This window comes from Candidatus Binataceae bacterium (genome assembly GCA_035294265.1).
In the GTDB taxonomy this organism is placed as follows: domain Bacteria; phylum Desulfobacterota; class Binatia; order Binatales; family Binataceae; genus DATGLK01.
The window spans coordinates 31861-55983 of sequence record DATGLK010000018.1 but is presented as its reverse complement, the minus strand read 5'-3'; the positions used below and the strand labels follow the sequence as shown (position 1 = coordinate 55983).

21 protein-coding genes are annotated in these 24123 nt (G+C 62.5%); 14 read left to right on the top strand and 7 right to left on the bottom strand.

All coding sequences use genetic code 11. The features are described from left to right. Window positions 1-261: 261 nt before the first annotated feature. Window positions 262-1320: an alcohol dehydrogenase gene (locus VKV28_03270; protein ID HLH75807.1), complete on the bottom strand. Its 1059-nt coding sequence runs from the start codon at window positions 1318-1320 to the stop codon at window positions 262-264. Between the two features lie 39 nt (window positions 1321-1359). Next, window positions 1360-2811 (bottom strand): NADP-dependent succinate-semialdehyde dehydrogenase, encoded by a 1452-nt coding sequence (gene gabD, locus VKV28_03265; protein ID HLH75806.1) that lies wholly within the window; start codon window positions 2809-2811, stop codon window positions 1360-1362. Between the two features lie 187 nt (window positions 2812-2998). On the opposite strand from gabD, the gene VKV28_03260 reads away from it, so the two are divergent. The 3 genes from VKV28_03260 (at window position 2999) to VKV28_03250 (ending at window position 4517) form a co-directional block, all read left to right on the top strand. Continuing rightward, window positions 2999-3559, top strand: coding sequence for a hypothetical protein (locus VKV28_03260; protein ID HLH75805.1), 561 nt, complete (start codon window positions 2999-3001; stop codon window positions 3557-3559). Between the two features lie 90 nt (window positions 3560-3649). Further along, window positions 3650-3883 (top strand): hypothetical protein, encoded by a 234-nt coding sequence (locus VKV28_03255; GenBank protein ID HLH75804.1) that lies wholly within the window; start codon window positions 3650-3652, stop codon window positions 3881-3883. 322 nt (window positions 3884-4205) lie between these two features. Beyond that, window positions 4206-4517, top strand: a complete 312-nt coding sequence (locus tag VKV28_03250; GenBank protein ID HLH75803.1) for an HPF/RaiA family ribosome-associated protein — start codon at window positions 4206-4208, stop codon at window positions 4515-4517. A 51-nt stretch (window positions 4518-4568) separates the two neighbouring features. On the opposite strand, the gene VKV28_03245 is transcribed toward VKV28_03250, so the two are convergent. The 3 genes from VKV28_03245 to VKV28_03235 are packed head-to-tail and all read right to left on the bottom strand — an operon-like array spanning window position 4569 to window position 10481. Next, on the bottom strand, window positions 4569-7748 hold the full coding sequence (locus VKV28_03245; protein ID HLH75802.1) for a CusA/CzcA family heavy metal efflux RND transporter: 3180 nt from the start codon (window positions 7746-7748) through the stop codon (window positions 4569-4571). 10 nt (window positions 7749-7758) lie between these two features. Beyond that, window positions 7759-9255 (bottom strand): FixH family protein, encoded by a 1497-nt coding sequence (locus VKV28_03240; GenBank protein ID HLH75801.1) that lies wholly within the window; start codon window positions 9253-9255, stop codon window positions 7759-7761. Continuing rightward, a complete protein-coding gene (locus VKV28_03235) occupies window positions 9252-10481 on the bottom strand; it encodes a TolC family protein (protein HLH75800.1) in 1230 nt (409 codons plus the stop codon). Before VKV28_03235 ends, VKV28_03240 begins: the two co-directional genes overlap by 4 nt. Before the next feature lie 723 nt (window positions 10482-11204). On the opposite strand from VKV28_03235, the gene yihA reads away from it, so the two are divergent. The 10 genes from yihA to VKV28_03185 all read left to right on the top strand — a co-directional run bounded on the left by yihA (window position 11205) and on the right by VKV28_03185 (window position 21063). Continuing rightward, window positions 11205-11810: a ribosome biogenesis GTP-binding protein YihA/YsxC gene (gene yihA, locus VKV28_03230; protein ID HLH75799.1), complete on the top strand. Its 606-nt coding sequence runs from the start codon at window positions 11205-11207 to the stop codon at window positions 11808-11810. Next, window positions 11810-12751, top strand: coding sequence for a glycosyltransferase family 2 protein (locus VKV28_03225; GenBank protein HLH75798.1), 942 nt, complete (start codon window positions 11810-11812; stop codon window positions 12749-12751). Before yihA ends, VKV28_03225 begins: the two co-directional genes overlap by 1 nt. Next, on the top strand, window positions 12741-13286 hold the full coding sequence (locus VKV28_03220) for a hypothetical protein (protein ID HLH75797.1): 546 nt from the start codon (window positions 12741-12743) through the stop codon (window positions 13284-13286). The genes VKV28_03225 and VKV28_03220 overlap by 11 nt, the downstream gene beginning before the upstream one ends. Further along, window positions 13276-14370 (top strand): hypothetical protein, encoded by a 1095-nt coding sequence (locus VKV28_03215; protein ID HLH75796.1) that lies wholly within the window; start codon window positions 13276-13278, stop codon window positions 14368-14370. The genes VKV28_03220 and VKV28_03215 overlap by 11 nt, the downstream gene beginning before the upstream one ends. After that, entirely contained in the window at window positions 14370-15221 is an 852-nt protein-coding gene (gene murI / locus VKV28_03210; GenBank protein HLH75795.1) for a glutamate racemase, read from the top strand. The genes VKV28_03215 and murI overlap by 1 nt, the downstream gene beginning before the upstream one ends. Window positions 15222-15288: 67 nt before the next feature. Next, the gene (secA, locus tag VKV28_03205) at window positions 15289-17967 is read left to right on the top strand and encodes a preprotein translocase subunit SecA (GenBank protein HLH75794.1); all 2679 of its coding nucleotides are present in this window, start codon (window positions 15289-15291) and stop codon (window positions 17965-17967) included. Between the two features lie 57 nt (window positions 17968-18024). Beyond that, complete coding sequence (argJ, locus tag VKV28_03200; protein ID HLH75793.1) at window positions 18025-19212, top strand: bifunctional glutamate N-acetyltransferase/amino-acid acetyltransferase ArgJ; 1188 nt, start codon at window positions 18025-18027, stop codon at window positions 19210-19212. Between the two features lie 23 nt (window positions 19213-19235). Next, the gene (locus VKV28_03195; protein ID HLH75792.1) at window positions 19236-19541 is read left to right on the top strand and encodes a Rieske 2Fe-2S domain-containing protein; all 306 of its coding nucleotides are present in this window, start codon (window positions 19236-19238) and stop codon (window positions 19539-19541) included. 109 nt (window positions 19542-19650) lie between these two features. After that, entirely contained in the window at window positions 19651-20082 is a 432-nt protein-coding gene (locus tag VKV28_03190) for a hypothetical protein (GenBank protein HLH75791.1), read from the top strand. A gap of 144 nt (window positions 20083-20226) precedes the next feature. Beyond that, a complete protein-coding gene (locus VKV28_03185) occupies window positions 20227-21063 on the top strand; it encodes a class I SAM-dependent methyltransferase (protein ID HLH75790.1) in 837 nt (278 codons plus the stop codon). A 190-nt stretch (window positions 21064-21253) separates the two neighbouring features. Here VKV28_03185 and mtnA read toward each other — a convergent pair whose 3' ends face one another. After that, a complete protein-coding gene (gene mtnA, locus VKV28_03180) occupies window positions 21254-22336 on the bottom strand; it encodes an S-methyl-5-thioribose-1-phosphate isomerase (protein ID HLH75789.1) in 1083 nt (360 codons plus the stop codon). Between the two features lie 91 nt (window positions 22337-22427). Continuing rightward, window positions 22428-22820, bottom strand: coding sequence for a hypothetical protein (locus VKV28_03175; GenBank protein ID HLH75788.1), 393 nt, complete (start codon window positions 22818-22820; stop codon window positions 22428-22430). Window positions 22821-23693: 873 nt separating this feature from the next. Here VKV28_03175 and VKV28_03170 point away from each other — a divergent pair. Further along, entirely contained in the window at window positions 23694-24011 is a 318-nt protein-coding gene (locus VKV28_03170; GenBank protein ID HLH75787.1) for an RNA-binding protein, read from the top strand. Window positions 24012-24123 lie beyond the last annotated feature (112 nt).

Sequence of the window (24123 nt, the reverse complement as noted above, 5' to 3'; positions counted from 1 at the left end):
TTTGTATTCCCCTCGCCCACGCCTTAAACGGCGCGCTGGTCGCGAGCTCTTGGCAACCAGCGCGCCGGGCGGTTATTTGCGCTAAAGCTTAGGTCCGCAGAGCTCCGCGCGCGGCGCGGCCATGCGCCGCGAACCCGCGAACATGAATCAAATTGCAAAATCGCGGCGGGCTCTGTGACGACGACCGCCACCAGCCGCTTCAGGAGGTAGCCCTGGCCGAATCGTACGTTTCATCCCTTAGCGTGCAGCAACGAACTCAACCTACTCTGGGCGCAGCACGGCGCGCCCGATAAGCCTGCCTGCGTGTAAATCAGCCAGCGCGTCGCTGGCTTGATCAAGTGGACGAGTCGTGACCGGAACCGCGGGCAGCCCGGTGCGGCGGACCAACTCGATAAGCTCGCCCAGCTCACCGGGGCTGCCGACGTAAGAGCCCTGGATGGTAGTCGCGCGCATCGGAATCAGCGGCAGCGGCAAAGTGATCTCGCCTCCGAACAGCCCGACTATGATTAATTTGCCGCCCTTGACCAGACTATCCAGCCCCATCCTTACAGTAGAGGGCGCGCCGACCAGATCGACCGCGGCCCACAACGGAGCGCCCGCCGCCGCGATAATTTGCGCCGCCGCGTCAGGCGCTGCGCTGTCGATCGCTGCCAGCGCGCCGGCAGCTAGCGCGGCTTGGCGTTTGCTCGGATCGATCTCGGCTACGATCGCTCCCCGTCCGCCCATCGCCTTGAGAATCGACAGCGCCATCAACCCCAGGCCGCCGGCGCCGATAATCAAAATGGGCTGCGCGGCCATCAGCTCGCGCCCGACTTTCTTGAGCGCCCCGTAGGTGGTCAGGCCCGAGCAGGCGTAAGGCGCTGCCTTGACCGGGTCGAGGTCGCCGACCGGGAACAGGTAGCGCGCCTCAGGGACCAGCAGATGGTCGGCGAAGCCGCCCGGCAGGAACAAGCCCAAGGATCGCGGCTGCAAACAGAGCTGCTCCTCTCCGCGCGCGCAAACCGAGCATCGGCCGCATCCGATCCAGGGAAAGACCAAGACCTGCTCGCCCACCTTAACGCCCTGCGCCCGCGGCCCCACCGCGACTACCTCGCCGACGTTTTCATGGCCGGGCGTCAAGGGTAGGCGCAGGCCTCGATCGGCCAATCCCAACCGCTTGCCGGCACCAAGGTCATAGAAACCCTCCCACAGATGCACGTCGCTGTGGCATACGCCGCACGCGAGGACCCTAAGCAACACCTCGCTGCCTTGGGGCGCAGGCGTTGGCCGCTCTACCATCCGAAGCGGGGCGTTGAACTCAATCAGATCGTAGCTGCGCATCAGCCTCACCCAATCGATTCTTGGTCCGGCTGGCGAGCATTAGACCCCGCCAAAGCACAGATATTTGATTTCCAGGTACTCTTCGATTCCGTACTTGGAGCCCTCGCGGCCGATGCCCGAATGCTTGACCCCGCCAAAAGGCGCTATTTCGGTAGAGATGATCCCCTCGTTGATACCGATAATGCCGCTTTCCAGGGCCTCCGCCACGCGCCAGCATCGACCCACGTCGCGGCTGTAGAAGTAGCAGGCCAAGCCGTATTCGGTGTCGTTGGAAAGGGCGATGACTTCTTGCTCGGAGGAGAAGCGAATCAGTGGTGCCACTGGGCCGAAGGTCTCCTCGTTCATCAGTTTAGCCTCAGGCGCCACGTCGGTCAGGATGGTGGGCTGGAAGAAGGTCCCACCCAGCGCATGGCGCTGTCCGCCGCATCGGATGTGTGCCCCCAGCCGCACCGCATCGCTGATATGCTCCTCGACCTTGGCCACCGCGGCTTCATCGATAAGCGGCCCGATGGTGACCCCGCGCTCCAGGCCGTCGCCCACGACCAGAGCCTTGACCGCTTTCTCCAAACGGGCGGTGAATTCGTCGTAAATCCCGGCCTGAACGAAAATTCGGTTGGCACACACGCAGGTCTGGCCCGCGTTGCGGAACTTGGAGGCGACCACGCCAGCGACCGCCTGGTCCAGGTCGGCGTCGTCGAAGACGATAAAGGGGGCGTTGCCGCCCAGCTCCAGTGAAACTTTTTTGACCGTGGGCGCACATTGCTCCAGCAGCAGGCGGCCGACCTGGGTCGATCCGGTAAAGGACAGCTTGCGCACTGTGGGATTGGAGGTAAGCTCGCGCCCGATCGCGATCTCGTCGCCGGTCACCACGTTGATCACGCCGGGGGGAAAGCCGGCGCGCTGGGCCAATTCCGCCAAGGCTAGGGCGGAGAAGGGAGTTGCAGGTGCGGGCTTGATCACCACCGTGCAGCCGGCCGCCAGCGCCGCGCCCGCTTTGCGCGTAATCATGGCATTGGGGAAGTTCCATGGCGTGATGGCGGCAGCCACACCGATAGGTTCCTTGAGCACCACAATCCGGCGGTCGCGGGTGTGGGCGGGAATCACGTCGCCGTACGCGCGCTTGGCCTCTTCGCCGAACCATTCGATAAAGGCCGAGCCGTAAGCTATCTCGCCGCGCGCCTCGGCCAGCGGTTTGCCTTGCTCTAAGGTCAGCAACAGCGCCAGGTCGTCCTGATTTGCCATGCACAGATCGAACCAGCGCCGCATCAGGGCCGCCCGCTCCTTGCCCGTCATCGCGCGCCAGCCCGGAAAAGCATCGGCGGCGGCACGGATAGCCCGCCGGGTTTCGGCCTGCCCCATCTCGGGCACGCTTCCCAGTTTGCGACCGTTAGCTGGATTGATGACCGCATTGGCGCGGCCGGAATCCGCATCGAGCCATTCGCCATTGATATGGCATTGCTGGCGAAACAACCGGCTATCTTGGAGAGTCATGGCGCAAAACTCCTTGGCAAATCGCGGTGTGAACTCCAGCCCTAGTAAATCGCACGAGCTGGTTCAAGCTAGCTTGGTTTTTACCTGAGACAGGCCAAAGAAAGCATTAATAGTTACAAACCTAGGCAAAATGATTATTATCGGACGACCCAAGTTTTATAGCGCAGGAAGAGGATAAAGATCGCTTATGACCACAACCACTCGCACGCTGGCGGACCAAACGCTGCCTTTTGGCGGCTATCCGATGATGCTGGCCAGCGGCCTGCTGCTCCTGGCCGGGCTGCTGGCGGGCTGTGCAAGCGGTTACGGCCTTAATCGCCCCGCGACCATGGAACCTCCGGCCGTTGATCTGACCGGCACCTGGACGGGAACCATCCGCGTCATTCCCTGCAATACTGCTTACACAGCTAACGGGGGGCGGTGCAACGCCGTCAATCGAATCGTCTTCACCTTGGTGCAAAATGACGAAAATCTGAGCGGCGAGTACCGATGTGCGGTCGGCACTACGATTTGCCGCAACGGCAATGCTGACACATATGGAACAGTTCAATCCGGCTGGGTGTCGGGCAATCAGCTTGCAATCAGCGTCCTGCTGCCCGCCGATCTCTCCAATTGCCGCTATAGCGGTGCCAGCACGACCCCCAATACCGCGCGCGGCCGCTATAGCTGCTATCAGGGCGGCGCCTTGTTGGAGCAAGGCGAATGGCAGTTGGATCGGGTCGCGGTCGAACCCTCGGCCGCGCATTGATGGAAAGTGCAAAATTTGCTGCGCCAAGGCCATTTTCCGCTGCTAGCATAAAGGGCAAAACACCGGCGGCTCGCCGCCCGGGAGGGAGCCATGGCCCAATGCGACGTATGTGGCAACGAGTATGACAAGACCTTTCAAATCTCACTGCGTGGACGAACCCTGACCTTTGACAGTTTTGAGTGCGCCATCCAGATGTTGGCGCCGCTGTGCACCCATTGTAATTGCCGAATCATCGGCCATGGCGTGGAGCAGGGCGGGCGCATCTATTGCTGCGCCAACTGCGCCAAGCAGGAGGGCATGGCGGAGGTGCGCGACCGAGCCTGAACAAGGATTTGAAATGGACCGGCTAGTCCGCGAAATCAAGTAGCAGCGTACTACCGGATTTTTTCAACGGCGCGCATCGGCCGAATGTTTTAGACTGAGATTCAGGTTGCCAACTGACCCGACTTTCTGCCGGATTTCCGATAGAAAGACAAATAGTTGGAAAAGCCGCCGCCTCTCACCAGGCGGCGGTTTTTTACCCGATCGGTCTTTTATCGTTACTCTCCGCGGAGGCTGGCCGCCCTCTTGCAATGGCGCATAATAGAAGGGGGGGCGGCGGCGCGGTAGCCGCCGCCTCGGGCTACAACCGAAGAGGAGAGGTTTCATGGAACGGCTGCAGATTACCGCGCGTGATTTTGATCTGACCCCTGCAATCGACAGCGAAGTGCGGGAAAAAATGGCGACCTTGGACCGTTATTACAACCGGATCACGGCCTGCGAAGTCACCTTGGGCGGCGTGGTTGGCCATCATCGTAAAGGTGGCCCCTTCGACGTTCGTATACGACTTAAAGTGCCCAACAAGGAATTGGTCGCCGATCATAGACACGACAGTGATTTCAGTCTGACCCTGAAAGAATCCTTTGCCGCCATTAAGCGCCAGCTCGAAGATTACGTGCGCGAGCATCGCCAGCACTAAAGCGGACCACCTGCATGCGCCCGTCGCCGACGGCGACGAGCACATGCCGCATCAGGCATAAGGAGCCGCGCTCCCCTGCGGCGCGCCCGCCGCGGGGGGGCGCAGCAGGCCGCGGCCCAGCGCGCGCTCCTTGACCATCGCGAACAGCACCGGCACCAGAATCAGGACGGCGATCGAAGAAGTGATCATGCCGCCTACGATCGGCACCGCGATCGGCTTCATCACGTCGTTGCCGATCCCGCTTTGGAAGAAAATCGGGACCAGGCTGAAAATTACTACGAACACCGTCATCAGCTTGGGCCGCAGGCGATGAACCGCACCCTCTATCGTGGCAGCCTCGATGTCGAGATGGTCAACCGGACCTCTCGCAAGCCGCAGATCCAGCGCCTCATCCAGGAGGATGATCATTATCACCCCAGTCTCGACCGCGATCCCGAACAGGTCGATATAGCCCACCGCGACCGCCACGCTGAAATTGATTCCCAACATATACTGCAGGAGCAGTCCACCAGTCAGCGCAAAGGCGCAGGGAAAAAGCAGGATCAAGGCTTCTGACAGCGCATCGAATAGCACGTAGAGCAAGACAAAAATCACCATGATCACGATGGGCACGATTACCCTCAGCCGTTGCTTGGCCCGCAGTTCGAAGCTGTATTCGCCCGACCACTTGATGCTGTAACCCGCCGGCAGATGTAGTTTGGCATCGAGTGCGCGCTGGGCGCGTGCGACATAGCCGCTGTAGTCGTTCGTGGCCAGATCGACAAAGACGTAGGCGGTGAGCTGGGCACCCTCGTCGCGAATCATCGAAGGTCCCTGGCCAAGTGTGACGCGTGCAACTTCGCTCAGGGGAATCTGAGCGCCCTGCGGCGTCATAATCAGCATCTGGCGCAGCGCCGACAAATTTTGGCGATAGTCGCGCAGGTAGCGCACGTTGATTGGAAAGCGATCGCGGCCCTGTACGGTGAGCGCGATATTCTCTCCACCCATTCCCGAGCTGACCAGCCGCTGCACGTCGCCCACGGTCAGGCCGTAGCGCGCGGCTTGCGCCCGATCGACCTCGATATTGACGTAAAAACCCTCGGCCACGCGCTCGGCGAAAACTCCGCGGGTGTCAGCCACCCCGCTGAGGATTCGTTCCACCTCGCCGCCGATACGTTCGATCTCGCCCAACTGGGGGCCCTGAACCTTGAGCCCGACCGGAGTCTTGATCCCGGTCAGTTCCATATCGAGCCGGTTCTCCACCGGCATCGTCCAGGTATTGGCGAGGCCGGGAAAATCCAGCTTGGCGTTCATTTCCTGCACCAGGCGGTCGTAGTCCATCCCGGCCGGCCACTGCGCCCGCGGTCGCAGCGTCACGGTGGTGTCGTACATGTCCATTGGCGCATTATCGGTGGCGCTGTCGGAGCGCCCCACGGTGCCGAAGACGCTTTCCACCTCGGGAAACGATTTCAGAATCCGGTCCTGCTCCTGCAGCAGATGGCCGGCGGTGGTAATCGAAATTCCGGGCAAGGCCGTGGGCATGTAGAGCATCGAGCCCTCGAACAGCGGCGGCATGAATTGAGTGCCGATTCGCCCGGCCAGGGGAAAGGTGGCCGCCAGGAACAGCAAGCCTACGCCCAGGGTGATTATGCGATGGCGCAGGCAGACGCGGATGACCGGCAGGTAGAGCATCTGAAAGAAGCGCGCCACCGGGTTTTCCTGCTCCCGCCGGTAGCGCCGCGCGCGCACCAGCCAGACCATCAGCAGCGGCACGATCGTGATCGCCAGCAGCGAGGAGAAGGCGATGGCGAAGGTTTTGGTATAGGCCAGCGGCTTGAACATCCGCCCTTCCTGCGCCTCCAGCAGGAACACCGGCAGAAAGGAGACCACGATGATGATCAGCGAATAAAACAGCGGTCGGCCCACCTGCTTGGCGGCTCCGATTACCACCTGCTTGTGTGCCTGGGGCGTAAGCCGGCGCCCCTCGCGGGTCTGCTCGGCCAGATGGCGGTAAGCGTTCTCCACCATCACGATCGCGGCGTCGATCAACACGCCGATCGCCAGCGCGAAGCCGCCCAGCGACATGATGTTGGAGCTAACCTGCAGGTAGAACATCGGAATGAACGAGGCCAGCACGGCGACCGGAATGCTTAGGATCGGGATCAGCGCGGAGCGGAAGTGGAACAGGAAGACGATCACCACCAGGCTTACGATGATCGCTTCGTCGATCAGGTCGCGGGTCAGGGTCGCGATCGAAGCGTCGATCAGGCCCGAGCGGTCGTAGCCCGCCACGATTTGAACTCCCGCAGGCAGGCTCGACTGGATCTGGGCGAGCTTGGCCTTGATCCCATTGATGACGCTGAGCGCGTTCTGGCCGTAGCGCATCACGACAATCCCGCCCACGGTCTGACCCTCGCCGTTCCATTCGGCGATTCCCTCGCGCAGGTCGGGGCCGAAGCTCACCACACCGAGGTCACGCACCAGAATAGGCGTGCCGTCGTGGCTGCCCACGGGCACGTTGCCCAACTCGGCGAGGGTCTTGATGTACCCCAGGCCGCGCACCATGTAATCGGCGCCGCTCATCTCCAGCACCCGCCCGCCAACCTCGTTGTTGCTGTCGCGAATCTTGTCAATCACCGTTTGTAACGACACGTGCAGGGCCAACAGCCGATTGGGGTCCAGCTTGACCTGATACTGCCGGACGAATCCGCCGATACTTGCGACTTCGGCCACCCCAGGGACGGTTTCGAGCTGGTAGCGGATATACCATCGCTGTAGGGTGTCGAGGTCGGCCAAGCTGAGGTTGTGACGGCGGTCCAGCACGACATATTCGTAAATCCAGCCCGCGCCGGTGGCATCGGGCCCGATCGCGGGATGGACGCCTGCAGGTAGCAGGCTTTGCAACTGCTGCATGTATTCGAGCACCCGGCTGCGCGCCCAGTAGAGGTCGGTGCCGTCCTGAAATACCACGTAAACGTAGGAGTCGTTGAACATGGTCTGGGCCCGCACCGCCTTGACCCGCGGCGCCGCCAGCATCGTGGTAACAATCGGATAGGTCACCTGGTCTTCGATCACTTCGGGCGGCTCGCCCGTCCATGGAGTATGAATGATGACCTGAACGTCGGAGATATCGGGCAGCGCATCCAGCGGGGTGCGCCGCAACGACCAGACCCCCGCCAGAACCGTTGCCATGGCGAAGAGCACGACCAGGAAGCGGTTGCGACTACACCAATCGATGGCTGCTTCGATCATGGCCTCACCACTACATCCCATCCGTGGCCAACAGCGTCATTTGGCTGCGCGCTATCTCCTGGCCGCCCCTGGTTGCCAAGAGCGTCACACTCCAGGAGCCGCCGCTTTCCAGGTTCACGTCGGCAACATAATTGCCGCCGCCCAGCGGCTTGGCGATTGCCGTCTGCCGCATCGCCGACATCCCCATCGCGGGCATCGCCGGCATGAAAAACACCAGCGTGACGGCGGCGTCGGCAACTGGCTTGCCTGCGCGGTCGCGCACCGTGAGCAGGATTTGGTTGCTGCCCTTGCGCGGCGGCGTCGGCTTGGTCGCAAGCTCGATCGTCCCCGCGGGCGCGCCGGCCGCCGTGCTGGCGCCCGGCGGCAGCGGTTGGAAAGTGCCCAGCGCGGCCTGCAACTGGCTTTCCGAATCGATCAGGAAGTTGGCCGAGCTGACGATCCGCTGACCGGCCCGCAGCCCCGCACGCACCACGAAAACGTCGCCCAGGTGCGGTCCCAGCTCCACCTCGACCGGTTGCAGGTAACCGTCACCACGATCGATGAAGGCCACATTGTGAGTTCCGGTACGCAGCACCCCGGTATCGGGAATCACTAACCCTTGGCCCAGCCGCGCCATCAGCGTGATGTTGGCGTACATGCCCAGCTTGAGCAGCCCCTGGGGGTTGGCAAAAGCACAGCGCACCCGTCCCGTGCGCGTGGTCGGATCGATCCCTTGCCAGATGAAGTCCACTCGGCCCGTGAAAGTGCGACCAGGATAGGCGTCGATAGTGACCGCGACCGAATCACCCAGCTTGATCTCGGCCAACTGGTTTTGAAACACCGCGGCGTAGATCCAAACCTTACTGAGATCGGCGATAGTGTAGAGCCGGGTTTCCGGCTGCACGTACTCGTTGGGTAGGGCCGACCAATCGACCACGTAGCCGCTCATCGGCGCGTCGATCGCGACTGCATCGCGAATAGTGCGCTGACGCTGGAGGCGGACAATCTCGCCGGGCGATACGCCGAAGAGCTTGAGGCGCTCCAGCGCCGCCCCGACCAACGACTGAGCGCCGCTGGCCACGTCGGGAATATCGCTGGTACGCAACTCCTTGGTAGTCGCCAAGGCGAGCAGATACTCCTGCTCGGCGTTGACCAGGTCGGGGCTGTAGATGGTGAACAGCCGCTGCCCTCGGGTTACGTATTGATAGGTCTGATTGACGAAGACCTTCCGGATCCAGCCCGCGAAACGGGTCTGCACGTAGCCTTCACGCTGCTCGTCGGGTTCGATTATCGCCGTAGTCCGAATTAGGTCCTGCAGCCTCCTTTCTTCTACCGTCGCTAGTTGCAGGCCGATTAGCTGGCGCTGACGCACCGAGACTTGGATGGCGGCGCGCGACGCCTGGGCCCGCGCGCCGCCGGCGCCCAACACTATCGAGAGCGCCAGCAAGCAGCGCGCCGCGGCCCACGCTTGGCTTGGCCCGCGGTCGCCGCGCGAAGTCAGGCTGAACTGGCGTACCGACAAGCTCATGGCACCTCTCCGATGATCTGGCTAATCCGGGCAATCGCGATCTCATGGTCGGCGACCACGCGGTAGTACTCCTGCTCCAGCCGCAGCAGGTCGATCTCGGCGCTAAGCAGGGTTTGGAAATCGACCTTGCCCACGCGGTATGCGGCTAGCGCGGATTGCAGAGTTGCCCGAGCCTGGGGGAGCAGGCCATCGTGGTAGATTTTGCTGACGCGCTGCGTGGTCTGAATCGCAACCCACTGGTTCTGCGCCTGCGCCAATACCTCCAGCCGGGTGGCGAAGGTCTGAGCGTGTGCCGATTCCTGCTCCGCCCCAGCCTGGTCGATTGCCGGCGTCTGCTTGCGCCAGAAGTACAAGGGAATGCTCAGGCCGACGGTCGCCATGTAGTAATCAGGGAACCGTGACCCGGTGTTCTGGTACATGTAGGAAAGACTGAGATCGGGAATGTAACTCTGACGGGCCAGCCTCAAGGCTTGCTCGCTCTTGTCCTCCAGCGCCTGGGCCTGCTTGAGTACCGGCGAGGCCGCCAAGGCCAGTTGCCGCAATTGATGCTGGTCCAGCTTGAACAGCGTCGGCGTGACCTCGCCGATCGCGATGTCGGGCGAGTCGGGGTCGCGCCCCACCATCGCCTTGAGGTTGGCCTGCCCCTGCTCAAACCCTTCGCGCGCGGTCTGCAGTTCGTCGAGGATCGAGGTCATTTCGAGCTGCGCCTTAAGCACGTCTTGCTGTCGGGCGGTGCCGACCTCGTATTGGGCCCGGGTGATGTTGGCGATCCCGCGGAACTGCTGGTAGGTGCGGTGCAAAAGCTCCCGGGATTTGGCCAGGTAGAACAGTTCGAAATAGCTCTCCCGCACCTGCTCGATCAGCGCGCGCCGCTGTGCTTGATAAGCTTCCCAGGCCCAGCGAGCCTGCTCGCGCGCGATCGAGCCGCGCAGACCCAGCTTGGTCGGGAAAGGAACCTCCTGGGTAACGCCGTAGCCTAGATAGGCAAAGTTATTGCTCTGCAGATCGTGGCCGGGAATCGGATTGCCCACCGCCAGGTTCTGAAACGTGACCTGCGGATCGGGCAAGGAAGCTTCCTGCAGCGGAACTTTCTGCGCCGCCTGCCATTTGTGGCGCGCGGCGATGATAAGCGGGCTGTCGGCGAGCGCCTCGGCGACCAAGGAGGGTAGGGTTTGGGCGGCAGCGCCGTCGCCGGCAAGCGCCGGCCGTGGCTGCGCCCGCGCCACGGCGGCACATAATCCTAAGCATCCCAAACTGAAAATTATGATTCTTGCTCGAGCTTCCCTCTGGCCTCTGGCTTGTCGATACTCCATGGCATCAGACCCCTTTCGTTCGCCTCACGCGACCCATCCGAGGCGCCGCCGCGGCGCGCGCCGCAGGCGCGATCCATCACCCACCTTGACCTGTCAGCGTCGGACCGCGCGCTGGCGGCTGACTCGCTGACTCAACGACCAAAGAGCGAGGGAAAGATCAGATCTGACGGGAACAGATGATGTCGCGCAGGGGCGGCGACGACGAGGGCAGCAGGCGCGGCAAGTACGGCCGCGACGACGGCGATAGCAGGAGCCGCGATTGAATTCGTCCAAGCGGCAGGGCCGCGGTAAAAACTGGCGGCGTACCGTGATAGGCCAGCGTGTCTATGGAAGAAGGCGCGCTCGCGCAACAGTCGGCGGCCCGTTGTCCCGCCGGCATCGAACAGGGCCGGGCACAGCAAGTGGCCGGGGCGACATTCGCCCCCCGCACCAGGCCGCATTTCGGAGCTAACGGAAAGGTCAGCACGAAAGCGAGCACAATACCCATCGCGTAGCGCATCGCACCAACGACTCTACCCTCGCCGCACAGCGGCGCACAACCAGGTAAATATAGAGCACGCAGGCCGATTGCTTCCGCGGTAAGAATAAGGGGCGGAGTACAGGAAGCCAGGCACCCGGCATGCTAAGAGTAATGGCGTGAAACTACTGTGGAGCTTCGCCACCGCCGCCCATTCCTTGGCCCAATGTCCCCGCTGGGAGCGGCGCGAGATCGCCATCGTCGGCCGCTCCAACGTCGGTAAAAGCTCGCTTATCAATGCGCTGGCCGGGAGCAAAGGGCTCGCCCGCACCAGCAGCACCCCCGGTCGTACCCAGGCGCTGAATTTCTTCACCGTCGGCGAAGATTTAGCGGTCGTCGATCTGCCGGGTTTCGGCTATGCCCGGATGCCTGCCGAACAAGCGACAAAACTGGGGGCCTTGATGGAAGAGTTTCTGACCCGGCGCGCGACGCTGGCGGCGATGGTGCTGCTGGTCGATATTCGCCGCGAGCCGGGCGAAGTCGAGCGCAATCTGGCGATCGCGGCCGCGCGCCGCCGCCTCGAGCTCCTCGTCGTAGCCACCAAATGCGACAAAGTCGGGCGCGCCGAAAGGGTCGCCGCGCGGGCTCGCCTCGGCGCCCTGGGCAGCTCCATCAATTTCTGCTCGGTGGTAAACAATGAAGGGATTGAGCCGCTGCGGCGCGCGCTGTTGGCCGTGGGGCGTTCAGCAGCCAGCTCACGGCGCGGCGGCCCGGTGGAGGCGTGATGCCGGCGGTTAGTGTCATAATCCCAGCATACAATCGCCGCGCGATGCTCAAGGAGGCGATCGCCTCGGTCGCGGCACAGCGCGGGGCCAACTTCGAGCTTATCGTGGTCGATGATGGCTCCGATGACGGCACATGGGAGGACCTTAACGAGGGTGAACTTGCCGCGGCATTGGCCCAAGCGCCCTCGGGCTGCGCGGTTAAGCTGTTGCGCCAGGAAAATCGCGGACCAGCAGCTGCGCGCAATCACGGAGCGGCCGTGGCCACCGGCGAATATCTGGCCTTCTTGGATTCCGACGATCTATGGATGCCGGACAAGCTGGCCCGCCAACTTGCCTACTTCGCCAATCATCCGCATCTGCGGATCGCCCAGACGCAGGAGTTGTGGCTGCGCGAGGGGCGGCCAGTCAATCCTGGCCGCCGTCATCGCAAGCCCGAGGGGCAATTCTTCGTGGCCGCGCTGCGCACCTGCCTGATCAGCCCTTCGGCGGTGATGATGCGGGCCGATCTGTTCACCGCCCTGGCCGGCTTTGACCCGCGCCTGGCGGCCTGCGAAGACTACGATTTGTGGCTGCGCGTGCTGATCAAGCATCCGGTCGGTTTGCTCGACGCGCCGCTGGTGATCCGGCGCGCCGGCCCTCATGGCCAGCTCTCTGCACTGACTCCGGCGCTGGATCGATTCCGGATTCGCAGCCTGCTCAAGCTCTTGGCCGCGGGTGATCTGGACGCCGCGATGCAGCGTCAGACCGCGCTGGTGCTCAGGCAAAAATGCGGAATCTATGCACAGGGATTGGAACGGCGTCGGCACGAACGCCAGGCCGATTTCTATCGTGGCTTGGCCGGCCAGATTGCAATTCAGTTGGAGCACAACCTGACGCTGGATCGCAACTTAGTGGCAGGCCTGCTCCGCGCCCAGCCGTTGGAGTGTCCTGATGATGTCTGAAGCGGGCGCCCAGGCGGCGATTCGCGCTTATGCCAGCGCTCATCACATCTCCGCACCGGCGCTGGAGCGGTGGCTGGCGATGGGCGAAGCAGATGGGCTAGCGATACTTGAGTTGGCGCAAGTCCTCAAACTACGCACTGGCCAGCTGCTCTCAGCCCTCGATCTGCTCAGCGATATCGCGCTGCGCCAGGGCACCGAGGTGGGCACGGTGATGCGTCAGCCTGAGTTGCAAAAGCTGATCGACGCTCCCGGTTCGCGACCCGAACGGGCCAGCGCCTACCTGGCGCGCTTGACCGAATTGCGCTATCCGCGACTGCATCGGATGCGCGAGCGGCTGTCGGCCGCGCTGGGGGAGCTTAAGCTACCGAGCGGCGTAACGGTGGTATTGCCCCGTGATTTAAGCTCTGATGAGCTGCAGATTCGGCTTAACCCGCGCACGCCAGCCCAGTTCGACCATCAGCTCGAAGCGCTGCGCGCGCAGGCCGCCCAGCTTAAGCGGGTGATAGCCGGGCTTGGTGGTTCGGATGAATTTTGAGCTGGACCGAATTGTAATTGAACAGGAATTTCGCTCCGGCGCCCTGGCGCGCCGGGTGCTCGCGGGGCTGCCCGCGGGCGTGGCGGTGGAGTATGTGGATGACGGGCGTGCCGCGACTCGGCCCGACACTCAGTTCGCCGATCCCTTCGTGGCGGGTAAGCGACGGCTGGTGCTGATGCGCCGGCGCAGCCCCTTCGTAATGGCCTGCCCGGCGGGCGGAGGGGAATTCGCCTGCTGCGGCTACCTGGTGATGGCACTGGCCTCCAATTGCCCTATGGATTGCAGCTACTGCTTCCTGCAGGAGTATGTCGCCAACAACCCCAGCTTCCAAATCTACGCCAATTACACCCAGGCTTTTGACGAACTCGCCACCCTGGGTAAGCGCGCCGGTGGTAACCATCTGCGGGTGGGCACCGGCGAATGGGCGGATTCGCTGGCCTGGGACAAGCTTACCGGTTTAAGCCTGGAGCTAGTGGACTTCTTCTCGCGCCAGCGCAGGTTGACGTTGGAACTCAAGACCAAGACCGACGAGATCGACAACCTGCTGACCGTCGATCCCAAGGGGCAGGTGCTGGTCTCCTGGAGCTTGTCACCGCCCGCCGTTCATCAAAGCTGCGAGCATCGTAGCGCGCCGCCGTCCGCCCGTATCGCCGCCGCGCGCCGGCTTTGCGAAGCCGGTTACCGGATCGCCTTCCATCTCGACCCTGTGATCGCCTACGAGCAAGCGCAGTGCGATTATTTAGCGCTGCTTGACCAATTGTTTGAGACGATCGATCCGGGCCGGATAGCCTTTATCAGCCTGGGCGGCTTGCGCATGACGCCAGGCCTGCGAACGATCGCGCGCCGGCGCTTTCCGGCCGATGCAATGTTGGTGGGCGAAGAGGTGCTGGCTCCCGATGGCCGCTATCGGACCTTTGTGCCCTTGCGCGCCGCATTGTTGAGCGCCTTGGCCCAACACATTCGCGCCCGCCGAGCCGATTTACTCACCTACTTGTGCATGGAATCGGCCACCATGAGCGAACGGGTCTTGGGCGCACCGCCGGCACGAGCGGGGTTGCTGGGCGCGCGGCTGGCGAGCGGCTGATGGCGAACAACGTCACGTCCCGCCGCCGCGCCGGCGGCAAGCGGAGCACCAACGGCTTAAGCCGACGAGCAATCGGGGTCTTCGATTCCGGTATCGGCGGTCTGACGGTGCTCAAGGCGCTGAGCGTTGTATTGCCGAACGAAGATTTTATTTATCTAGGCGATACCGCGCGCGCGCCCTATGGCACCAAATCCAACGAGGTAATCAGTCGTTATTCGCGCGAGAACACCGAGTTTCTGCTGGCCAAGGGAATCAAGTTGCTAGTGATTGCGTGCAACACCGCCAGCGCGGTGGCGCTGGAGTCGATCGCGGCTCAGACCACGATTCCAGTGGTAGGCGTGCTGGAACCGGGGGCGCGGGCTGCGACCAAGGCCTCGCGCACGGGCAAGATTGGGGTAATCGGCACCGAAGCGACGATCGCCTCGGGCGCCTACACCCGGCTGATTCGGCAATTGCGCCCGCATGCCGAACTTTATACTCGAGCCTGCCCGCTGCTGGTGCCACTGGCCGAGGAGGGCTGGACCGACAATGAAGTGGCGGAACTCACGGTGCGCCATTATCTGGGCAGCCTCAAAGCCAGTGGCATCGATACTTTGCTCTTAGGCTGCACTCATTATCCGTTACTGCGCGAGGTGATTGCGCACGCCTTGGGGCCGGAGATAAAGCTGGTGGATTCGGCCGCGGCCACCGCGGCGGCGGTGCGTGAGTTGCTGGGTAATCATCGTCTGCTGGCAAAAGCCGGGGCCGGCACGCGCAGTTTCTTTGTAACCGAGGCGCCGGAGAGATTTGTGAAGGTGGGGCGGCGGTTTTTCGGCCCCGAGGTGGAATCTTCGGTGCGCATCGAACGATAGCGCCGGGACCCGCGGCGGCGAGCATGGCTTTCGCGCGGCATCCTCCGCTAGTAAACTTGGAAAGCACATGGCTGTGGATATTTTCACGCGCCTGGGACGTAAGGTCTTCGGCTCCAAAAACGATCGCGAACTCAAGCGGATGCGCCCGCTGGTGGAAGAAATCAACCGGCTGGAGCCCACCTTGGAGGCCGAAAGCGCCGAGCAGTTGCGCGCGCGCATCGCCACCTGGCGCGAACGGATCGCGCCGCTGGAAGAGGCCGAAGAGCAAGCCGGAGCGCTGCAAGACGCCTTACCCGAAGTCTTCGCGATCGTGCGCGAGGCGGCCAAGCGCACTCTGGGGCAGCGCCATTTCGACGTGCAATTGCTGGGCGGCATGGTCTTGCACGAAGGCCGCATCGCCGAGATGAAAACCGGCGAGGGCAAAACCCTGGTTGCCACCCTGCCCTCCACTCTCAACGCGCTCAGTGGGCGCGGCGTACACGTGGTCACGGTCAACGATTACCTGGCCCGGCGCGACGCCGAATGGATGGGGCGGGTCTACACCTACCTGGGACTGAGCGTGGGCGTGATCGTACACGGCCTGTCCGACGCGCAGCGCAAGCAGGCCTACGCCTGCGACATCACCTACGGCCAGAACAACGAATTCGGCTTCGACTACCTGCGCGATAACATGAAGTTCAACCTCGACGATTACGTCCAGCGCGAATTCAACTACGCGATCGTGGACGAGGTCGACTCAATCCTGATCGACGAGGCGCGCACGCCGCTGATCATCTCGGGTGCCTCCGAAGAATCCACCGATACCTATTACGTGGTCGACCGGGTGGTGCCCCGGCTGAGGGCCGAAACCGACTATTCGATCGATGAAAAGTTGCGTACCGTGGCGCTGACTGAAGAGGGCGTCACGCGTGTCGAGAAGCTACTAGGAGTGGACAATCTCTACGATCCGCGCAATATCCTGCTCATCCATCACGTCAATCAGGCACTCAAGGCCCACACCCTGTTCAAGCGCGATGTCGATTACGTGGTCAAAGACGGCGAGGTCATCATCGTTGACGAATTCACCGGCCGCTTGATGCCGGGACGGCGCTGGAGCGACGGCCTGCATCAGGCGGTCGAGGCCAAGGAAAACGTCAAGATCGAGTCCGAAAACCAGACCCTGGCCACGATCACCTTCCAGAACTACTTCCGCATGTACAAGAAACTGGCCGGAATGACCGGGACGGCCGACACCGAAGCGGTGGAGTTCAACCAGATTTACGGCTTGCAGGTGATGGTAGTACCCACCAATCGGCCCATGATTCGCAAGGACAACCAGGACCTGGTGTACAAGAGCGAAGCTGAGAAATTCGACGCGGTAGTCGAGGAAATTCGCGATTGTCACGAGCGCGGCCAGCCGGTCTTGGTGGGCACGGTATCGATCGAGAAATCCGAACGGGTTTCCAACCTGCTCAAGCGCGCCGGGGTCAAACACGCCGTGCTCAATGCCAAGAACCACGAGCGCGAGGCCGAGATTGTGGCGCAAGCCGGGCGTCTGGGCGCGGTGACGATCTCCACCAACATGGCCGGCCGCGGCACCGATATCGTGCTGGGTGGCAATGCCGACTTCATGGCCGCCGATCAGGCCGGCACGCGTGATCCCACTGATCCTACCTTTCAGGAGGCGCTAGCGAAGTTTCGCGAACAATGCGCGGCCGAGCGCGAGCGGGTGCTGCAAGCCGGCGGGCTGCATATCCTGGGCACCGAGCGGCACGAGTCGCGCCGCATCGACAACCAGTTGCGCGGGCGCTCCGGGCGCCAGGGCGATCCCGGCAGCTCGCAGTTCTATCTCTCGCTGGAGGATGACCTGCTGCGCATCTTCGGCGCCGACCGCCTCAAGGGGCTGATGGGCCGCATCGGGATGGAAGACGGCATGCCGATCGAGCATCGCTGGATCTCCCGGGCGATCGAAAACGCACAAAAGAAGGTCGAAGCCCATAACTTCGATATCCGCAAGCATCTCCTCGAATACGACGACGTGATGAACAAGCAGCGCGAGGTGGTGTACCATCGCCGCCGCGAGCTTTTGGGCAGCGCCTCGCTCAAGGACGATGTCTTGGACATGTGCGAGGAACTGATCGAGAGCATCGTCGATGCCCACGCCAGCGATCAGCTGGACCCGCTGGATTGGGACTGGAAAGCGTTGGAAGACGCGTTTTTCCGCCAATTCAAGTTTCGTCCCGAGTTCCGCAATAATGGCAGCGTGCCCGCCGATTCCGCCCAGCTAAAGAGCGCCTGCATCGAGCGGGTGCGCAAGCTTTACGACGAGCGCGAGGCGGCCTTCACGCCGCCCGTGATGCGGCAGGTCGAGAAGATCATCCTGCTCCAGACCCTGGATGCCTTGTGGAAGGATCACCTGCTCGCGATGGACCATCTCAAAGAGGGGATCGGCCTGCGCGGCTACGCCCAGCAAAACCCTTTGGTCGAGTACCAGAAGGAAGGCTTCTCGATGTTCGAGGCGATGCTGGGGGTAATGCAGCAGGATGTGGTCGAGAAGCTGTTTTCGGTCCAGGTCGCACGCGAGCAGGAAGTCGAACGGCTGGAGCAAGCCCAACAGCAACGGCCGCAGCAGGTGGTGATGAGTCACGGCGGTCAGAGCGAGCAGGCCGCCGCCGCTCCGGTCCGGCGCGACGGCGACAAGGTCGGCCGCAACGATCCCTGTCCGTGCGGCTCGGGCAAAAAATACAAACGCTGCCACGGCCGCTGAACACACTTGCTCGCCGTCCGCGGCTCGGTTTAAATCGCCGCTGGCGAGGTAGATGCAATGGAACCGCGGGCGGAGGTAGTGGCAGGCTTCAGAATGGCCGGAGTCCGAGCCGGACTTAAGACTTCGCAGAACCCCGATCTAGGTTTAATCGTGGCTGATCGGCCAGCGGTCGCCGCTGGCGTCTTCACCACCAACCGGGTTAAGGCCGCGCCGGTCAGCTTGGCACAAACACGCCTACGCGCCGGCAGCTTGCGGGCCATTGCGGCCAACTCTGGCAGCGCCAATTGTTTCACCGGCGCACCCGGGATGAAGCTGGCCCAGGCTTCCTGCACCGCGCTGGCGCGCGCGCTGGGCTGCCCTCCCGCGCTGGTAATTCCCTGCTCCACTGGCGTGATCGGCCATCTCTACGACCTTCAGCGCTATCGTGACGGAATCCGCGCTGCGCTCGCCGCCCTGGCTCCCGATGGGCTCAGTGCGTTTGCCCAGGCGATCATGACCACCGACACCAGACCCAAGTTGGCGACCACCACGCTGCGCGCCGGCGGCACCACCGTAACGGTGACGGGAGTGGCCAAGGGGGCCGGCATGATCGCGCCCAACATGGCAACCATGCTGGCCTTTATCCTGACCGATGCCGCGCTGCCACTGGCCACCGTGCGCCACCTCGTGCGCCAGGCAGCCGCTCCCAGTTTCAACGCCATTACGGTGGACGGCGATATGTCTACCAACGACAGTCTGATCCTCGCGGCCAGCGGTGCGGCCGCCAACGGAGCGCTGCGCCCGCGCGAGATCAAGGCCTTCGCCGATGCAGTTAGCGCGCTGGCTGGGGAATTGGCCCGCCAGATGGTCTTCGACGGCGAGGGGGCCTCTAAGCTGGTCTCCATCGAGGTGCGCGGCGCGCGCCGGCGCGAAGACGCGGAGCGAGTCGCGCGGCAGATCGCCAACTCCCTGTTGGTCAAGACTGCCTTCTTCGGCTGCGATCCCAATGTCGGGCGGATCGCCGCGGCGGCGGGTGCCTGCGGAGTCACGTTTGATCCCCAGCGACTGGAGCTGTGGATCGATCGGGTGCGGATTGCGGCTCGCGGCAAGATCCTGGTGGCGGCGCTGCCCGCCGCGGCGCTGCGGATGAAGCAGCGCCAGTTCGCTCTGACCGTCGATCTAAAGCAGGGGCGCGCGGTGGCTACCGTGCTGACCAGTGACTTGAGTTACGACTACGTAAAGATCAACGCCGAATATACCACTTGAGCTGGTCAACCAAAGGAGAGCGCGTGGGCAACTTCGTCAAATTGGCCCGAGTCGAGGACGTTGCGGTCGGGCAGGGCAAGCAGTTCAAGGTCGGCGAACAGGAGATCGCGCTGTTCAATGTCGAGGGTAACTTCTACGCGATTGAGGCCTGGTGTTACCACATGGGCGGACCGCTGGCCGACGGTTATTTGCGCGGGACTCGCCTGCAATGCCCATGGCATGGATGGACTTTCGAGTTAACTACCGGCTGCTATACCCGCGACCCGAACAAAAAGCTCACCATTTTTCCCGTTAAGATTGAAAACGGCGACATTCTGGTCGAAGTATAGGACTCTTCCCAGGAAGCCTTTGGGGGTTCACGGATGAGCTAAGCGCCCCTCTGGCCAGCGCCAGCGCCGCAGCCTACAATTTATCGACATCGGCACAAGGCGTTTTTCGATGCCCGTGCTCAATCCAGACAGTTATCCCTGGTCGCTGGTTTCAATCCGCGCCCACACCCCATCCAGCTCGGGGATCTACGGAATTTTCGCCGAGCAGTGGATCTACCTCGGGCAAAGCGATGACATCCAGGCCCATCTGCTCAGCCATTTCTGGGGCCTGCGGCCCTGCATCAGCCAACATCATCCGCTGGGCTTTACCTTCGAGCTGGTGCCTTACAGCGAACGCCCCCAGCGCTTGGAGCAGTTGCGTATCGAACTGCAGCCGATCTGCAATACACCTAACAGCATGCTGGAGGGAGCAGTGGAAGCCCTTGACACCACAGCAGCGCCAGGATTTTCAGAGCTCAGCCAACCCTTGTCGCGGGTTATGATCCGACGGCTGCAACGATGGTGGAGTGAGCAGCGCCGGCGCAGGCTGGCCCCCTCTTGACCAGGACTTAGACCCCGCCGATTATGAATTGGCGATGTTAGCCTGCCCCCGGCACGTTCGCCGATGCCCAGTTTGACCCCTCCGCCGTCGCCGACTACGCCCTGGCCCCCATGCGTTTTATGCGGCTGGGCGACCGCGTATCGGATGGAACGCGAAGGGTTTGCGATCGTGCGCTGCCCCGCCTGCGGCTACAGCTTCGCCGTGCTGCCTCCCGGTCTCGATCTGAACACTATTTATCAGGATGACGCCTATTGGAGCGGCGGCACCGCCCACGGCTATCCCAGCGACTATGCCGAATTGGCGCCGGCGATAATGACCAAAATGTTCGCCGAGCGGCTGCGCCAGCTTGCAGCCTTTGCGCCACCACCGCGCACGCTTTTGGAAATCGGCTGCGCCTCGGGTCATTTCCTCTCAATGGCCCGCACAGCGGGTTACCAGGTCGAGGGTTTGGAGATTGGAGCGCCGATGAGGGCAGTATGCGCGCAGCGCGTAGGTTGTCAGCTCTACAGTTCATTGGAACAGATCGAAGCCGCCGGTCGGCGCTACCAATGCGTGGTGATGTACGAGGTGCTCGAGCATCTGCCCGATCCGCCGGCAATGCTGCGCCGGCTCGTTCCGCTGCTCGCGCCCGACGGTCTATTGACGGTGTCCACCCCGAACTTCGAGGGTGTAGGTGCCGAGAATAACGCTCCTGGCAATGTGTGGTTCGTACCGCCCGCTCACATCGCCTACTTCGGGCCCACCAGCCTGCTACGATGTCTAGAACTGGGGGGCTTCAAGCCTTTGCTTTTGGAGAAGCGGCTTGATCGCGAACCACCGCTGCCGGCGCCTCTGGCCGCGCTGCTCGGCCCACTACGGCGCGGCAAGCGGATGCGACCGCGGGGGATTATCGGGCGTTGGCTTAAGGCTTACTATCTGCGCCAGCCCGACGCTGCGCGCTGGATGGATTGTCTGGTGGCCTACGCGCGGGTCGGACCTTAGCGTGCGATCGCCCACCAATAATTTGCAGCTCTGCATCGCTTAGCAATAGTCCAAAAGAGAAATCGCCTGTGAGAGGATGTCTAGTTCGGCCAATTCCAGTCCTGAGCTACCTGTACCAGTGAACCGGTTCGGGTTTGGCAGGCATTGGACGGAACAAACCACTAACCGTCACGCTCGCGATCGGGCCACGCTATTGGGCCACTGAGCGCGGCGCTTTTGCCGGCGTGCTGGCGGACATTTGGTCGGTCTTGAGGGCGAGCAGCGACCGCCTGTAAGGCGAACGCGCTACCCCGCGCTCGGTGACGATGGCGGTGACCAAGGCAGCCGGCGTGACATCGAAAGCGGGATTGAATACCCGGGCGCCGGCCGGCACAATCGTTCGCCCCATGAAGGTGGCTAGTTCGGCTGCGGCGCGCTCTTCGATAGGAATATGAGCCCCGCTGGGGCAGTTCAGATCGATCGATGACAGCGGAGCGGCCACGTAAAACGGCACTTGATGGCGACGGGCCAGCACGGCCAGCGGATAGGTGCCGATTTTATTGGCAACGTCACCGTTGGCCGCAACTCGGTCGGTCCCCACGATCACGCAATCGACCATATCGCGGGCCATCAACAGACCGGCCATGTTATCGGCCAGGACCGTGACAGCAATCCGATCCTGGCGCAACTCCCAGGCGGTCAAGCGCGCCCCCTGAAGAAAAGGGCGGGTTTCATCGGCGAACACACTAACCGCTCGTCCCGCCTCGCGCAGAGCGCGTACGATTCCCAGTGCAGTACCGTAACCGGCGGTGGCCAGCGCGCCGGCGTTGCAGTGGGTCAGGATGCGAGCCGGGTTGGCCGTAATAAGATCGGCCCCCAACCGGCCCAAGGCGCGGTTGGCGGCGATATCCTCGCGATAGATCGCTAGCGACTCCTGGCGCAGGCGACGAAACAGCGCAGCCGAGCTCAGCGCGCGGCTGGCTTCCACCAAAGCGCCCATTCGGGCCACCGCCCACGCCAAATTAACCGCAGTGGGGCGAGTAGCCATCAGCACCCGGCTGACGGTGGCGAAACGCGCTGGCGCTTGGCTTCCGCTGTAGCCACGCAGCCCCAAGGCCACGCCCATCGCTGCCGCCACCCCAATAGCAGGGGCGCCGCGTACGACCATGGTCGCGATTGCACGCGCCACACCGCGGTAATCGCTGTATTCGCGGTATACTTCACGCTCGGGCAACAGCCGTTGATCGAGCAGAAGTACGCGCTCGCCACTCCATCGAAGGGTCTTTATCGCCATCGATTAAATTAATCGGCCATGACGCCGTTGTCAGGGAAGGCTTGATGCTCAGGGATAACGGCTCGCAACCGAAATAGACCGACGCGGCCGCTCAAGCGGTGCGCTCGTAGAGTCCGCGCGACTTGCGTTTAACCATGCCGGCCTCGATCCAGCGCGTAATCGCGGCAAAGATCTCCGAGGGGCGCTTGTCGCGCAGGCCGCGCACACCGCGTATATCGGAGGCTTTGAACTGCTTGGGAAGTTGCTCAAGCACCGCACGCCAGTTGATTCGACCCGAGCGGCCATTGCGCGCCAGGCGTGACGAAGAGCCGGTTTCGACGACTCGCCCGGTAAGTCGGCTGAGTTGAACCTCTTCTTCCTTCAGCCGGTTGAGCTCCATCTCCTTGGCGCGAATTTCTTGATGCAAAGTGGTCAGCAACTCGCGCGCCTGTTGCTGTACTTGTTGGAAGGCTGAGCCCAATCCGCTGGTGCTGCGTCGTGGCATTAGGGTGACACTCCTTGTCTAAAAGGCCATATTAGTGTCCGGATAGTTATTGAATCTATCCAGAGCAACCATGCTTTACAAGCAAAAAACCTAAAAGTTCATATCTATTGGATTGACTTGGCTCGATGCAAGCGCGCGACCGCGAGCCGTGTGTGTGGACCGGTAATCGGACCGCTGCATAATCGTCGCCATCCTGCCTGGAAAATAGGTTTTGCTACCGCTCAGTTAGTAAAAACTATTGGCCGGTAGTCATCTCGTGCGCAAGCGCAACTGGTGAGAAGTTGAAATTGGCTGGGAGATCGCTGCGCCCTTATTGTCGTCACCGACGCAGTCGCGAGCAAAAGGGTTCGCTCTGTTTTTCATTGCCATGTCAGACATCGTCGCTCTTGCTCTGATGCTTTAACAGTGACCAGCGTAACAGAACAGCGTGATTGCGCCGGGAGCTTTGTCCGCTGTGCCACCCAACCAGGCGGAAAACCAAACAAGATGTTACCCAGGCGTACGGATTAAACGACGGACTGGGTGAAAGTTGCTGGCGGACAGGGTTTTCAGCCTGGCCAGAAGATGGGAGAGCACGCGTGGCCTCGGCCCATGGTTTGGCTGCACACGCCGCGATGGGAGTCTGGGGCGGCAGTCAGGAGGAGGTGAGAGCGGGCAGGGAGATTGATTTTGGGCGGTCAGCCGGAACGCGCGAAGTGTGAATGGCGAACGGTGGCCGAGCCGGATTGGACCTATATTCCCGCTACCCATCCCGATCAGTCGGTGCTATAAGATTCGCGTTAGCGCGGGTACTGCGCTGCTACTGACCTGTGAGCCGGACGAGAAGGCAGCAGGCACAGGGGGAAGGGCGGGTACCGCAGCAAGGAGAAGTGAATGGGACGTCGATTGTATGTTGGGAACCTGGCGTGGGCTGTGACCGATCAGGATCTGCGCGACTTGTTCGGGGAAGCCGGAAAAGTCGAGAACTCCCAGGTGATCGTAGACCGCGAAACCAACCGCTCGCGGGGCTTCGGTTTTGTCGAAATGGCCACTGACGAGGGGGCGGAAGCGGCGATCAAGAAATTCAACGGCCGCGATCTCAAGGGGCGCGCAATCCGGGTCAATGAGGCGCAAGCCCGTACCGCAGGCGGAGGCGGCGGGGGCGGGGGCGAACGCTGGTCGGGCGGCGGCGGCAGCCGCGACCGCATGTAAGCTGGCCGTGGCCGCGCCCAGGGGCGCGGCAATGCGCCGCTCGTCGCCACCGGGGTAAGAGGCAAGGAGTCGGTCAAGTTTCCCCGACCGACCCCTCTGGCCGCCGGGAAAA